11 protein-coding genes and 2 tRNA genes are annotated in these 13595 nt (G+C 62.3%); 11 read left to right on the top strand and 2 right to left on the bottom strand.

Features of this window, described 5'->3' with window-relative positions; genetic code table 11:
* The first annotated feature begins 2 nt into the window (after positions 1-2).
* The 3 genes from mgtE to ESZ60_RS08290 all read left to right on the top strand — a co-directional run bounded on the left by mgtE (position 3) and on the right by ESZ60_RS08290 (position 4100).
* The gene (gene mgtE, locus ESZ60_RS08300; RefSeq protein WP_134680099.1) at positions 3-1388 is read left to right on the top strand and encodes a magnesium transporter; all 1386 of its coding nucleotides are present in this window, start codon (positions 3-5) and stop codon (positions 1386-1388) included.
* 17 nt (positions 1389-1405) lie between these two features.
* Positions 1406-1924, top strand: a complete 519-nt coding sequence (locus tag ESZ60_RS08295) for a 5-formyltetrahydrofolate cyclo-ligase (protein WP_134680097.1) — start codon at positions 1406-1408, stop codon at positions 1922-1924.
* A gap of 643 nt (positions 1925-2567) precedes the next feature.
* Positions 2568-4100 carry a DegQ family serine endoprotease gene (locus ESZ60_RS08290; RefSeq protein WP_134680095.1) on the top strand — a complete coding sequence of 511 codons (1533 nt, stop codon included), beginning with the start codon at positions 2568-2570 and terminating at the stop codon, positions 4098-4100.
* Between the two features lie 79 nt (positions 4101-4179).
* On the opposite strand, the gene ESZ60_RS08285 is transcribed toward ESZ60_RS08290, so the two are convergent.
* On the bottom strand, positions 4180-4896 hold the full coding sequence (locus ESZ60_RS08285) for an invasion associated locus B family protein (RefSeq protein WP_134680093.1): 717 nt from the start codon (positions 4894-4896) through the stop codon (positions 4180-4182).
* Positions 4897-5374: 478 nt separating this feature from the next.
* Here ESZ60_RS08285 and ESZ60_RS08280 point away from each other — a divergent pair, with 478 nt between their 5' ends.
* Positions 5375-6949 (top strand): helicase HerA-like domain-containing protein, encoded by a 1575-nt coding sequence (locus tag ESZ60_RS08280; RefSeq protein WP_134680085.1) that lies wholly within the window; start codon positions 5375-5377, stop codon positions 6947-6949.
* Here the strand turns inward: ESZ60_RS08280 and ESZ60_RS21270 are convergent.
* On the bottom strand, positions 6912-7250 hold the full coding sequence (locus ESZ60_RS21270) for a DUF6477 family protein (RefSeq protein WP_280633998.1): 339 nt from the start codon (positions 7248-7250) through the stop codon (positions 6912-6914). The two genes, ESZ60_RS08280 and ESZ60_RS21270, sit on opposite strands and share 38 nt — an antisense overlap.
* Positions 7251-7460: 210 nt before the next feature.
* Here ESZ60_RS21270 and ESZ60_RS08270 point away from each other — a divergent pair, with 210 nt between their 5' ends.
* The 7 genes from ESZ60_RS08270 to ESZ60_RS08240 all read left to right on the top strand — a co-directional run bounded on the left by ESZ60_RS08270 (position 7461) and on the right by ESZ60_RS08240 (position 13451).
* Positions 7461-8690: a DUF6456 domain-containing protein gene (locus tag ESZ60_RS08270; RefSeq protein ID WP_134680083.1), complete on the top strand. Its 1230-nt coding sequence runs from the start codon at positions 7461-7463 to the stop codon at positions 8688-8690.
* A gap of 200 nt (positions 8691-8890) precedes the next feature.
* On the top strand, positions 8891-9826 hold the full coding sequence (lipA, locus tag ESZ60_RS08265; RefSeq protein WP_134680146.1) for a lipoyl synthase: 936 nt from the start codon (positions 8891-8893) through the stop codon (positions 9824-9826).
* Positions 9827-9873: 47 nt separating this feature from the next.
* Positions 9874-9957, top strand: a tRNA-Leu gene (locus ESZ60_RS08260).
* Positions 9958-10082: 125 nt separating this feature from the next.
* Positions 10083-10283 (top strand): CsbD family protein, encoded by a 201-nt coding sequence (locus ESZ60_RS08255; protein WP_134680081.1) that lies wholly within the window; start codon positions 10083-10085, stop codon positions 10281-10283.
* Between the two features lie 202 nt (positions 10284-10485).
* The gene (gene lon / locus ESZ60_RS08250; protein ID WP_134680079.1) at positions 10486-12903 is read left to right on the top strand and encodes an endopeptidase La; all 2418 of its coding nucleotides are present in this window, start codon (positions 10486-10488) and stop codon (positions 12901-12903) included.
* A gap of 70 nt (positions 12904-12973) precedes the next feature.
* The gene (locus ESZ60_RS08245; protein ID WP_245155621.1) at positions 12974-13306 is read left to right on the top strand and encodes an HU family DNA-binding protein; all 333 of its coding nucleotides are present in this window, start codon (positions 12974-12976) and stop codon (positions 13304-13306) included.
* Positions 13307-13376: 70 nt separating this feature from the next.
* Positions 13377-13451: transfer RNA gene (locus tag ESZ60_RS08240), tRNA-Val, on the top strand.
* Positions 13452-13595 lie beyond the last annotated feature (144 nt).

The following is a 13595-nucleotide window of genomic DNA, read 5'->3' as shown; positions in this document are numbered from 1 at the left end:
ATATGAGCGACCAACTCGAAAATGCGGCCGAGGGCTCCGACGATGATTTCGAGTTGAGCCAGATCGAGCTTGACGCAATCAATCGGGCCATTGACGCCGATGACGGCCCGGCGCTGGATGCGCTTCTGGGACCCGTCCATGCCGCCGATATTGCCGACCTGATCGAGCAACTGACCCCGCCGCGCCGTCGGATGTTCCTGGCGCTCTATTCCGGCGAGATCGATGGCGAGATCCTGACCGAGATCGACGAGTCGATCCGCGAAGAGGTCATCGAGCATCTGCCGCGCGAAGTTCTCGCCGAGGCCGTCCGCGAGATGGACAGCGACGATGTCGTTGACCTGATCGAGGACATGGAGGCGCCGGAACAGCAGGCGATCCTCGCGGCGCTGGACGAGCCCGACCGTGCCGCGGTCGAGCAATCGCTGGCCTATCCGGAATATTCTGCCGGCCGCCTCATGCAATCCGAGGTCGTGACCGCTCCCGAGCATTGGACGGTGGGCGAGGCGATCGACTTCCTGCGCCAGGAGGACTGGCTGCCCGATCAGTTCTACCATGTGATCCTGGTCGATCCGCGACGCCATCCGGTGGGCTATGTGACGCTCGGCAAATTGCTCGCCTCGCGCCGCCATATCGCGTTGCGCGACATTACCGAGGACAGTTTCCGCACCATCTCGACCCGGCAGGACGAGGGGGACGTCGCCCATGTCTTCAACAAGTATCACCTGATCTCGGCCCCGGTCGTGGACGATGATGATCGTCTGGTGGGCGTCATCACCATCGACGACGCCATGGCGGTTCTGGATGAAGAGCATGAAGAGGACATCCTGCGTCTGGCCGGGGTGGGGGATGACAGCGCGATTTCGGACACCGTGATGGAAACCGCGCGGCAGCGCGTGCCCTGGCTCGCGGCGAATATCTTTACCGCCCTGCTTTCCGCCTCGGTGATCGCGCTTTTCGAGGGCGCGATCGCGAAACTCGTCGCGCTGGCGGTCCTGATGCCCATCGTGGCCTCGATGGGCGGGAATGCGGGCACGCAGACCCTGACCGTGGCCGTGCGCGGGCTTGCGACCAAGAGCCTGACCAGAACGAACCGCATTCATGTCGTTCGGCGGGAAATGACCGTGGGGCTGCTGAACGGCGCGATCTTTGGCGTCGTCATGGGCGGTGTGACCTATCTGTGGTTCCACGATCCCAAGCTCAGCCTCGTGATCGGCATGTCGATGATCGTCAACCTCTTCGTCGCGGCCCTCGGGGGCATTCTCGTGCCCCTGACACTGGAAAAGGCCGGGGCCGATCCGGCGCTGGCTTCGGGAACCTTCGTGACGACGCTGACCGATATCGTGGGCTTCTTCACCTTTCTCGGACTTGCCTCCGTGGTGCTGATGTGAAGGCGGAGTTGCGCAGGATGGCGCTGGAGGCGCGGGCGCAGGGCGGCGATGCCGAGGCCCTGACCCGCAATCTCATCGCCACCCTCGCGCCTTGCCGCGAGAGGGTGCTGGCGGGATATTGGCCGATGCGGGATGAGGCCGATCCGCGCCCCGCCATGCAGCAGCATCGCGGCCCGCTCTGTCTGCCCGTGGTGCCGGGGCCCGCCGTGCCGCTCGTCTTTCGCCGTTTCGACGGCAGGCTGGAAAAGGGCGTTTTCGGCACCAGCCATCCGCCCCTGGATGCCGGAGAGATGACGCCCGAGGTCTTGATCGTGCCGTTGGCGGGCTTCGACCGGACGGGCCATCGTCTGGGCTATGGCGGCGGCTATTACGACCGGACCCTGCATCAACTGCGCCAGGGCGGCCCGGTTCTGGCCATTGGGCTGGCCTTTGCCGTGCAGGAGCTTTCTGCGATTCCCGATGAAACGACGGATGAGCGGCTGGACATGATCGTGACCGATCGCGAGATTCTCGGCTTTCCGGCAGAAAGCCGCTGATCGCCTCATGGTGGCGGAAGCGCCGGGTATATCACCGCTAGGCCGGCTCTCGTGCGGGAATTCGCGGCCTTAGCCGCCTCACCTCGAATCATCCGACCTTCAACCGCGCTTGCGTCGAAACTTTCTGGGCGACGTCCTGAAAAATTACAGTTGCAATATGGAGGTGATCACGCCAACTTGTGGTTGGGGGTGTGAGGCGCACTATATCTGGTAGGTTAGCTCGTCGCTTTATGGTCGATCGGTTGGATCAGGTCGAGCCTTGTCGAGTGCAGCCGCCGAAACTTTGGCGAAGGAATGGAATTGCTCCGCGTGGGGGCGGGAAATCGTCGGGTGGAATATCCGCGCAGCGGCAGGATGCAGGTCATAACCCGCGCAGCCGCAACGAAGGTGATCAGGGGCAGTGATCACTCCGACATCGAGCAGGGACTTGCGTTGATCTGGTCAACGCGCTTGGGGCGGCCTCGCAAAGAGGCCGCCTTTTTCACGGGGCATGTGCGAATCGAGGCCATGCCATGTCCCACGGTCACGATCAGTTCATTCCGCGCGATTGTGGTTCATTTGCAACGCAGGTGAAAATACCCTTGAAAGTGAGCATATTGCCGGGGCGTCCTAGTGCCGCACGGAATCGAAGGAGACCATTCATATGAAGAACTTCTCACCGCGCCATCTCCTGACCGCGTCGGGCCTTGCCCTGGCCGTTGCGCTGACCCCGGCGCTTGCGCAGAAGATGGCCGAGCCGCAGGCTGACGCCGCCCAGGCCGCCGCGAACGAGAACAAGCCCCTGACCGCGCCCGAAACCCCGGCGCGCAAAGAACAGGTCATGCCCGAAAGCTTTGCGGATCTGGTCGATCAGGTTAGCCCGGCCGTGGTCAATATCACGACCAGCGCGACCGTCTCCTCTCCAATGGCGAGAGGGCCGCAACTGCCCGAGGGCAGCCCCTTCAACGACCTCTTCCGCGAATTCGGCTTTCCGGGCTTCCCGCAGGGCCCGGGCGGGCAGCCGATGCAGGAACGTTCGACCGCGTTGGGATCCGGCTTTGTCGTCTCGGCCGATGGGCTTATCGTGACGAACAATCACGTCATCGAGGGGGCCGACGAGATCGAGATCGAGTTCTTCTCGGGCAAGACGCTTCCCGCGAAAGTCGTGGGACGCGATGACAAGACCGATATCGCCGTACTCAAGGTCGAAAGCCCGCAGCCCTTGCCCTTCGTGAAGTTCGGCGACAGCGATCGTGGCCGCGTCGGGGACTGGGTTCTGGCGCTCGGAAACCCGTTGGGGCAGGGCTTTTCGGCCTCGACCGGGATCATCTCGGCGCGTAACCGCGCGCTCTCCGGGACTTATGACGATTTCATCCAGACCGATGCCGCAATTAACCGGGGCAATTCGGGCGGGCCGCTTTTCAACATGGACGGCGAAGTCATCGGCGTGAACACCGCGATCCTCTCGCCCAATGGCGGCTCGATCGGGATCGGCTTCTCGATGGCCTCGAATGTGGTCAGCAAGGTGGTGGAGCAGCTTGAGGAATTCGGCGAGACCCGGCGCGGCTGGCTCGGCGTCAAGATCCAGCCCGTGACCAGCGATATTGCCGAATCGCTGGGGCTTGCCGCCGCGAAAGGGGCGATGGTCACGGATGTCCCGACCGGGCCGGCGCTGGATGCCGGGATGAAGGCCGGCGATGTCATCACCAATTTCGCGGGAAGCGAGATCGAGGATCCCCGTGATCTGGTCCGCCGCGTCGCGGATGCGCCGGTCGGCGAGGCCGTATCGGTGACCGTCCAGCGCGATGGCAAGCCCGTGGATCTGAAAATCACGCTGGGCCGGCGCGAATTGGCCGAGGCGGGCGAGGCCGGGGCCACGGCCAATCCGGCCGGGCAATCGCCTTCGGAACTGATGGGCATGAGCCTTGCCGAGTTGGACGCGCAGACGGCGCAAGAGCTGGGGCTGCCCTCGGATATGCGCGGGTTGATCGTGCGTTCCGTCGATCCGAACGGTGCAGCCGCCGATAAGGGGCTGAGCGCGGGAGACCTCATCACCGAGGCAGGGCAGCGCCCGGTGACTTCGCTCGCGGACCTTCAGGCGCGGGTCTCGGAGGCCAAGGAAGCCGGTCGCAAATCGATTCTTATGATGGTGCGTCGCGGTGGAGAGCCGCGCTTTGTCGCCATGCCGGTATCGTGATCCCGCCCGGCAGCCGGATGATCCGGAAATGAAAAAGGGGCGCCTCGCGGCGCCCCTTGTCATTGGGTCGAGATCCCGGTCAGGGTTTCGGTGCGGGAACCTCTTGCGCGACCGGGGCGGCGAGGCCCTTATTGGCTTCCGCCAGCGCATTCATGCCCGCAGTGAAGCCGGAAAGCGAAAGTTTCAGGCGCACGGCCTGCTCCTTGGGCGCGCCAAAGGGAACAAGGGCCACGGTGGCCTCCTTGCCGCGCTTCATCGGTGCCAGATCCGCCTCGGTCATGCCAACGCGCGAGATGCAGCCCACGGGCGCGCAAAGCATGAAGGGATAGCGGTTCGCCTTGCCCGAATCGACTTGGAAGCCCAGCCCCGCCTGAAGATCGGTTTCGAGCGGCGAGACGAAGGTGATGACGGCGGCCACGTCACCCGTCATCGGCAGGATCGACGTCTCGGCGACCGAGGCGCCGTTCTGGTCCTTGAGCAGCTGGTAAAGCTCGCACGGATCCTTGCCTTCGGCGGTCTTCATGCAGCGCAGCGTCCAGTCGCCATGCGTTTCCTTGGTATAGGGCTGACCTGCCTGAGCCTCGCCGGCAGACGGGGCCGCAGCTTCGCCAGCCGGGGCGGCGGGCGCTTGGGCGGCCGGATTCGCCTCCGCCGGGCTTGCAGCCGGCGCGGCAGGCGCTGCGGCGGCAGGAGCCTCGGCAGCGGGGGCAGGGGTCTCCTGCGCCATGACGCCTGCCGTCGAACCGGCGATGGCAAAGATGGCGGCGATCAGCGCCGAGGACGTCCTGTTGGCCATGGTTCTCTTCCTTTGGTCCAGGTTTTCGGAACCGGTCCTACCATGCGCGGGGTAAGTTGTCAGGGATTGAAAACGCGTCGGGGCCTCAACTTTGTGTTTTTGCAGGCGCAGAATGCGGCTCAAGGCCCGACCTGCAGAACCGCTTTCAACCATATGAAAAAAAAGGGCCCGAGGCGAATGGTTGCCTCGGACCCCCTTGCTTCCCTTCCCTGCCGGACTGGCCGGTCTTCATTGGCCCGAAAGCTAGATGCCCCCGCATGGGTCGTCAACTGTCCTAAAGGTCAGTTTTTGGCATGTCCCTCTTCGCAAGGGGGCAAAAAAAAAGCCGCGCCAGAGTGGCGCGGCAGTCCAACAGGGAGGAAAGCCGGGATAGGGATAAGCTCCCGGCTACCCGGCATAACTACACTGACACAAAATGGTTTCGCTTGTATTCTCCTTTTGTATGGCACAGTGATTTTTTATCAGCCCGAGGGACAGTATGGCCGAGATCCTCGACCTTGACGCCGGAACGATCACAATTGGCGGGGGCGGTGACGAATACCGAGAACCGCAACGAATTCTCTTGAAATATGCAAATCGCCACGGGCTGATCGCCGGAGCGACGGGCACCGGCAAGACCGTCACCCTGCAGACCCTGGCAGAATCCTTTTCCGCCGCCGGGGTGCCGGTCTTCATGGCGGATGTGAAAGGGGATCTTGCCGGGATCGCCCTGGCCGGGGGACGAGACGCGGGTCAGGATGAGGCGTTTCGCAAGCGGGCAGAACAGATCGGAATAGCTCAGGACTATCAGGCCTTTCCGGTCACATTCTGGGATGTCTGGGGCGAACGGGGTCATCCTGTGCGCACGAGCCTTGCCGAAATGGGGCCGTTGCTCCTGTCGCGGCTGATGGGCCTGACAGATGCTCAGGAGGGGGTGCTCAACATCGCCTTTCGCGTTGCTGACGAAGAGGGGCTCGCGCTTCTGGATCTGGGCGATCTGCAATCCATGCTGGTCTGGGTCGGTCAGAATGCCAAGGAGTTGAGCCTGAAATACGGCAATGTCTCGACTGCTTCGGTGGGCGCGATCCAGCGCTCGCTGTTGGTGCTGGAAAATGAGGGCGGCGCGCGTCTTTTCGGCGAGCCGGCGCTGGATCTGGCCGATCTGATGCGGCTCGGCGATTCGGGCAAGGGAATGATCAACATCCTTTCGGCTGAGAAGCTGATGAATGCGCCACGGCTCTACGCGACATTCCTGCTTTGGCTCATGTCCGAATTGTTCGAGCAATTGCCCGAACTGGGCGATCCGGAGAAACCCAGCATCGCCTTTTTCTTCGATGAGGCGCATCTCTTGTTCGATGATGCGCCGCCTGCGCTGGTGGACAAGATCGAACAGGTGGCGCGGCTAATCCGTTCGAAAGGGGTCAGCCTGTGGTTCATCAGCCAGAACCCGGCGGATCTGCCCGAGGCGGTTCTGGGCCAATTGGGCAATCGCATACAGCATGCGCTGCGCGCCTTTACCGCGAAGGATCAGAAGGCGTTGCGCCTCGCGGCCGAGAATTACCGCCCCAACCCCGCTTTCGACACCGCCGAGGCGATCCAGAATGTCGGAACCGGCGAGGCCGTCTCCTCGCTGCTCGAGGCCAAGGGCGTTCCGGGCATGGTGCGGCGCACGTTGATTCGCCCGCCCCAGTCGCAACTTGGCCCGATCACCGAAAGTGAGCGCGGCGAGATCATCGCAGCCTCGCCGATGGGCGCGAAATATGGCGAGAGGCTGGACCGGGAATCCGCGACGGAAATTCTTGCCCGCCGGGCCGAAGCCGCCGCGCAAGAGGTCGTCGAGGCCGAGGCCGAGGCGTCGGATAAGGATCTGTGGCAGATGGACCGCGAGCACAAGCGCGGGCGGCGCTATGATCCCTCCATCCAGATCGAACGCGACGAGAAGCCGGCCAGGCGCAGTTCGAACCGTGACACGATCGCGTCGGCCTTTGGCAAAAGTCTGGCCCGACAGCTTGGCACCCGCACCGGACAAGCGCTGGTCAGGGGCGTGCTCGGATCGCTGTTCCGGGCAAGGTAAGCCCGTCGGAATTCGCCAGGGCGGTTTCGGCAAGAATTGCGATCAGCAACATCACGTGACGATGCAGGTCGTATCCCGGCTCGGCGGCCCGGCGCAATTCGTCCTGACGCGCTTCCAACTGCCTCAGGCGGGGCAGGGTCTCTGCGGGTGCGCATAATTGATCGCCTCCCAGAAGTCGCGGCAACTCCCGCGCCCGATTAAAGGTTCTCATGCCGCTTCGCGCCGTGCGCAGGAGAATGGGGGGGCGACGAAACTCGCCCGCCGAGACCGCTTTTCGGAACGGAACCACATTCGTCAGCATCGTCATTTCGGACCCTCCGGCTGGTGACGGAGAAATCCTTTATCAACCATAGCGTGTGTTGCGCGCCGTTCCGGTCAAGCGCGCGCTGCGGCAAGAATTCTTTAGGGATTGTTAGGAAAATATCAAAACGCCGGGAACGGATACCTCCGGACGGCGACAAGATATACAACCCATAGGCGAGTAATCGCCGGCGCCTCAAGAAGCGAAGGAATGACCATGACCATTCAGACAGCAGATCTGGCCCTGGGAATCGTTTTGGCCGGCCTGCCCGGAGGGAAATCCTCGGAACCGGGCTTGGCCAGGGTCGACGGCTCGCCCGGCGCGGCGCTGTCGGGGCAGGGGTCGGCCGAAACCGAAGACAGCGATCTGCGTCTTTATCTTCGGCATGTCGAGGACGGCGAGTCGATCCGTGCCATTGCGCGCGATCTGGGGTGCCATGCCTCGACGGTGATGCGGCGGATCCGCCGCTTCGAGGCACGCCGTGACGATCCGCTGGTCGATCAGGGCATCGAGCGGGTGGCGCAGGCGGGAAAGGCAACGCCCCCGATTGCCCTGCTCGGTCCCAGCGGCACGACCCAGATCGCGCGGATCCTCAGGCGATTGGCCGAGCCGGGTGCCCAGCTTGTCATCGCCGATGGCATGGAAAAAGGGATTGTCGTTCGTGACGAGATCCGGACCGCGATTCTGGACCGGGCGCTTGCGGAACACATGGCGATGCGGTCATGGCTGCAACTGGTGGGGCAGGGCAAGCTTTGCCGCTATGTGATTTCCGGGCAGGGGCGCGAGGTTTTGCGCAGCCTGATCGCCGCCCGTCGACGGGGCGCGATGCCGCAGGAAAGCGACTTTGTCGATGCCCGCCCGGTTTCCCCATCTCTGATCGGCGAGGCAAGCGACGCAGGCTTTGCCGAGGCAGCGACGGGTTTCGATCATGCCGAGCGGCACCGCCATTGGGGCGATCGCGAGATCACCGATCCCGAAGATGGTCGGCGACGCCGCAGCCGCGTCAATCTTGCCGAAAGTCCGCTGCTGATGCTGGCGCGGCGGCGCGAGGCGAATGGGCATCCTTTTCTTTCACCCGAGCTGGTGGCTGCCGGCGAGCGGTTGCGCGAAGATTTCGAACTGGCCCAGATGGGGCCGCGCATCACCCAAAACTGGGATGGTTTCCTGACGGCGGGAATTGATGCCTCGCGCCACGGGGAGGGTTACGGCGGCGGCTCCGAGACGGCCCGCAACCGGGTGGCCACGGCGCTCCGCGAACTGGGTCCCGGGCTCGGGGACATGTGCCTGCGGGTCTGCTGCTTTCTCGAAGGGATCGAGATGACGGAACGGCGTCTGGGCTGGTCGGCGCGCTCGGGCAAGATCGTCCTGCGCCTTGCCCTGATGCGGCTCGAACGCCATTACCGCGAAAACTATGGCACCGGCGCACCGCTGATCGGCTGACTGTCCCGTTTGCCGCGCCTTGGCCGCAGACGGAAATGTGACGCTAAGATTGCGCGCACGACGCGGGCTGACACGCGATGCGGGGCGCCGGGGTTTCGCATTGCGCGCCGTCATTTGCGGGCTGGCGTTGCCATCGGCCCAGCCAAAGGCTATCTCTGCGCCAATCGTGACCGAAAGGATGCACCGTGCGCGATCTCCGGATGCCCGACCAACGCCACCCTGAAAAGGCCCACCGCCCGGATCAGGACCAGCCAAAGAAACCCTCGTGGATTCGCGTCAAGGCCCCGACCTCGGAAGGATACAAGCAGACGCGCGACATCATGCGCGAAAACCGCCTTTCGACCGTCTGCGAAGAGGCGGGCTGTCCGAATGTCGGCGAATGCTGGAGCCAGGGTCATGCCACCATGATGATCATGGGCGAGATCTGCACTCGGGGCTGCACCTTCTGCAATGTCGCGACCGGCAAGCCGCAGGCGCTGGATGTTTTCGAGCCGGGGCGGGTCGCCCATGCCGTGCAAAAGCTAGGGCTGAAGCATGTCGTCATCACCTCTGTCGATCGCGACGACCTGAGCGATGGCGGTGCGGATCATTTCGCACAGACCATCCGTGCCATCCGACACCGTTCCCCCACCTCCACGATCGAGGTTCTGGTTCCGGATTTTCTGAAATCCGATCCGGGGGCGATGGAAACCGTGGTCGAGGCCCGTCCCGACGTTTTCAACCACAATCTGGAAACCGTTCCGGGCCTTTATCCCGAGGTCCGTCCCGGGGCGCGCTATTTCCACTCGCTGCGCCTGCTGCAAAAGGTGAAGGAGCTCGATCCCTCGATGTTCACCAAATCGGGCATCATGGTGGGTCTGGGCGAGGACCGGCAAGGCGTCTTGCAGGTCATGGACGATATGCGCGCTGCCGATATCGATTTCATCACCATCGGGCAATATCTTCAGCCGACGCCGAAACATCACCGAGTGGACCGCTTCGTCACCCCGGAGGAGTTCGCCTCTTACGAAAAGGCGGCATATGGCAAGGGTTTCCTGATGGTGTCGGCGACCCCGCTGACCCGTTCCTCATATCACGCGGGTGATGATTTCGCGCAACTTCGTGCGGCACGTCTCACAAAGCTTGGTCTGGGCTGAAACGGCCTCTTGCAAAACCCCGTGCAGCCCCTTAGTCGGGGGCTCAGGCCCGAGTGGCGGAATGGTAGACGCAGCGGATTCAAAATCCGCCGTAGAAATACATGTCGGTTCGAGTCCGACCTCGGGTACCACCGCAAAATCCTGAAGCAGCGCCCCGTTCACGGCGGGCTCACATCCGCGTGGGCCATGCAACCGGGCGGCCGCTTTCCCGGTTTTCCTTTCACTACGCTTTGCGACCAGAAGGAAAGGAAGCGCGATGAACTGGGATATTGTTGAAGGCAAGTGGAATCAGGTCAAAGGTTCGATCAAGGAAAAATGGGGCGAACTGACCGATGACGACTTGACCGAAATCGACGGCCGCAAGGACCAGCTTTCTGGCAAGCTTCAGGAAAAATATGGCTGGACCAAGGAAGAGACCGAGCGTCGGCTTGATGATTTCGCTCGCGAACGGGCCTGACGTCGCCCTTCGCCGATTATTAATACACGACTGATAAGGGTAGCCCTCGCAACTTGCGGGGGCTTTTTTCATGATCTTGGGAACTAAACGGGAACGAATGAACCATTGAACCTCGCGCCCGGCCTTCCTATCTTGTCCCAAAGCAGGAGCCATGCGCTGCCGTGTCCGGGGCCATGACTCTTGGCGAGAAAGGAATGATTCCATGAACGAATTCGCAGAAACCACCTATCCTGTCCTGCCCTTGCGCGACATCGTGGTCTTTCCGCACATGATCGTGCCTCTCTTTGTCGGGCGCGAGAAATCGGTACGCGCGCTGGAAGCCGTGATGGAGCAGGATCGCCCCATTCTGCTTGCCGCGCAAAAGGATGCAGCCGTGGACGAGCCCACGGCCGATGGAATTTTCCGCACCGGCGTTCTGGCCAATGTGCTGCAATTGCTCAAATTGCCCGACGGCACGGTGAAGGTCCTCGTCGAGGGCCGTGAGCGCGTGAGGATCGTGGATTTCGTCGCCAATGACAGCCATTTCGAGGCCAGCTGTTCAACTCTCGCCGAAAGCGAAGGCGATGAAGAGACGCGTACCGCCTTGACCCGCGCGGTGGCCGAAGAGTTCGAACGCTACGTCAAGGTGCGCAAGAACATCCCCGAAGAGGTCGTCTCGGCCGTCTCTGAGGCGCGCGAGCCTGCGCGGCTTGCCGATCTGGTCAGCGGTCATCTGGGCATTGCGCTCGACAAGAAACAGGACCTTCTGGAAACCCTCAACACGGCAGAGCGGCTGGAAAAGGTCTATGGCCTGATGCAGGGCGAGATGTCGGTGCTGCAGGTCGAGAAGAAGATCAAGTCCCGCGTCAAGACGCAGATGGAGAAGACCCAGCGCGAATACTATCTGAATGAGCAGATGAAGGCCATTCAGAAAGAGCTGGGAGATAGCGAGGATGGCTCGAACGAGTTGGCCGAACTTGAGGAAAAGATCGCCAGCACCAAGTTCAGCAAGGAAGCCCGTGAAAAGGCCGATGCGGAACTGAAAAAACTCAAGTCCATGTCGCCTATGTCGGCCGAGGCAACCGTCTCGCGGAACTATCTCGACTGGCTGCTGTCTTTGCCCTGGGGCGTCAAGTCGCGGATCCGTAAGGATCTGGGCAAGGCCGAGCAAGTGCTCGATGCCGATCACTATGGCCTCGAAAAGGTCAAGGAACGCATCGTCGAATATCTCGCGGTGCAGAACCGTTCGACCAAGCTGAAAGGCCCGATCCTCTGCCTTGTCGGCCCTCCGGGCGTCGGCAAGACCAGCCTTGGCCGTTCCATCGCGAAATCCACCGGGCGCGAGTTCATCCGGATCAGTCTGGGCGGGGTGCGCGACGAATCCGAAATTCGCGGCCATCGCCGCACCTATATCGGCTCGATGCCGGGCAAGATCATCCAGGCGCTGAAGAAGGCCAAGACCACCAATCCTCTCATCCTGCTCGACGAGATCGACAAGATGGGACAGGATTTCCGTGGCGACCCGGCTTCGGCGATGCTCGAAGTGCTTGATCCGGAACAGAACGCGACCTTCGTGGACCACTATCTCGAGGTGGAATACGATCTCTCCAACGTGATGTTCGTAACCACGGCCAACAGCTACAACATGCCGGGGCCGCTTCTTGACCGGATGGAGATCATTTCTCTTGCCGGATATACCGAGGATGAAAAACGCGAGATCGCGCGCCAGCACTTGCTGCCCAAGCAGATCACCGCGAATGGCCTGCGCAAGGGCGAATTCTCGGTCTCGGATGACGCGCTGACCCATGTGATCCGCTACTACACCCGCGAGGCTGGCGTGCGCTCGCTGGAACGCGAGATCGCCAAGCTCGCGCGCAAGGCGGTGACCGACATCCTCAAGGGCAAGAGCAAATCGGTGTCGATCGACCCCGCCAAGGCCGAGGAGTATCTGGGCGTGCGGCGTCATCGCTACGGTCTGGCTGAAAAGGACGATCAGATCGGCGTGGTGACCGGGCTTGCCTGGACCCAGGTGGGCGGCGACCTGCTGCAGATCGAGGCACTGAAACTGCCGGGCAAGGGTCGGATGAAAACGACCGGGAAACTGGGCGACGTGATGAAGGAATCGATCGATGCGGCATCGTCCTTTGTCCGCTCGATCAGCCCCGCGATCGGGATCAAGCCGCCCAAATTCGAGACGGTGGATATCCATGTCCACGTTCCGGAAGGGGCAACGCCGAAGGATGGTCCGTCGGCCGGGATCGCCATGGTGACCTCGATCGTGTCGGTGCTGACCCAGATTCCCGTGCGCAAGGATGTCGCCATGACCGGCGAGGTGACCTTGCGTGGCAATGTCCTCGCCATCGGCGGGCTCAAGGAAAAGCTGCTCGCCGCGCTGCGCGGGGGCATCAAGACCGTGCTCATCCCCGCGGATAACGAAAAGGATCTCGCCGAGATCCCCGACAATGTGAAGCAGGGGCTCAAGATCATTCCGGTGAGCCATGTCCGCGAGGTCCTGAGCCAGGCCCTGGTCAGCGCGCCCGAACCCGTCGAATGGGATGAAGCGGCCGAAGAGGCCGCGGAAGCCAGCAGACTAGCCGCCGGTCGAGACCAAGGCAGCGGCGGAGCGGCTGTCGCACATTAAGAGAGTTCGACCGCGCGAGGGAAACCTCGCGCGGTTTTTTTGTCAGTGACCTGCCGGTAGCCGAGGGGACATGATGACGGATCGAGGCAGCGACCGCGAAAGCGAGGGAAATGGGGATGCCTCCTTGCAGGAGGGGCCGGGCGCGGCAAAAGTCTTGCAGAAAAGGCAGCTGATTGCCCGGATCGCTCAGCGGACGGGGCAGAAGAACGCCCAGGTCAAGCCGATTGTTGAGGCGACGCTTGCCGAACTGGGCATGGCGATCTCGGCCGGCCATACGCTTGCCCTGCCGCCGCTTGGACGTGCCAGGATAAGTCGGCAAAAGGATGTTTCAGGCTCGGATGTGATCGTACTTCGTCTGCGGCGTCGGCGCGAAAACGATGCTGGAGAGGTCGAGGAAGAATGAATTTCTCCACGGATTTTTCCGTCGCTTTCCGCTTGCAGCCCGATCCAAGTCCCGTTATCTAGCCGGCATCGGGCGATTAGCTCAGCGGTAGAGCGCTTCGTTCACATCGAAGATGTCAGCGGTTCAAATCCGTTATCGCCCACCAGATTTACCCCAGCAACCAAAGGAACGCCTTGTTTTGCTGGGGTTAGTCTGTTCTGCTGTCACACGTTCTGGCACAAATTCAGTGACGGATGGCTGGGGCGCAGGTGCCGACTGCCCGAAGCTCTGCAGCGACAGTAAGTTGAGG

Source organism: Paracoccus ravus (genome assembly GCF_004522175.1).
Taxonomy (GTDB): domain Bacteria; phylum Pseudomonadota; class Alphaproteobacteria; order Rhodobacterales; family Rhodobacteraceae; genus Paracoccus; species Paracoccus ravus.
Note: the sequence above shows the minus strand (reverse complement) of the source record. Positions and strands in the feature narration are given on the sequence as shown.

Coding starts and splice junctions, on each gene's coding strand:
- mgtE (WP_134680099.1), top strand. CDS start 3: ATGAGCGACCAACTCGAAAATGCGGCCGAGGGCTCCGACGATGATTTC.
- ESZ60_RS08295 (WP_134680097.1), top strand. CDS start 1,406: ATGGCGCTGGAGGCGCGGGCGCAGGGCGGCGATGCCGAGGCCCTGACC.
- ESZ60_RS08290 (WP_134680095.1), top strand. CDS start 2,568: ATGAAGAACTTCTCACCGCGCCATCTCCTGACCGCGTCGGGCCTTGCC.
- ESZ60_RS08285 (WP_134680093.1), bottom strand. CDS start 4,896: ATGGCCAACAGGACGTCCTCGGCGCTGATCGCCGCCATCTTTGCCATC.
- ESZ60_RS08280 (WP_134680085.1), top strand. CDS start 5,375: ATGGCCGAGATCCTCGACCTTGACGCCGGAACGATCACAATTGGCGGG.
- ESZ60_RS21270 (WP_280633998.1), bottom strand. CDS start 7,250: ATGCTGACGAATGTGGTTCCGTTCCGAAAAGCGGTCTCGGCGGGCGAG.
- ESZ60_RS08270 (WP_134680083.1), top strand. CDS start 7,461: ATGACCATGACCATTCAGACAGCAGATCTGGCCCTGGGAATCGTTTTG.
- lipA (WP_134680146.1), top strand. CDS start 8,891: ATGCCCGACCAACGCCACCCTGAAAAGGCCCACCGCCCGGATCAGGAC.
- ESZ60_RS08255 (WP_134680081.1), top strand. CDS start 10,083: ATGAACTGGGATATTGTTGAAGGCAAGTGGAATCAGGTCAAAGGTTCG.
- lon (WP_134680079.1), top strand. CDS start 10,486: ATGAACGAATTCGCAGAAACCACCTATCCTGTCCTGCCCTTGCGCGAC.
- ESZ60_RS08245 (WP_245155621.1), top strand. CDS start 12,974: ATGATGACGGATCGAGGCAGCGACCGCGAAAGCGAGGGAAATGGGGAT.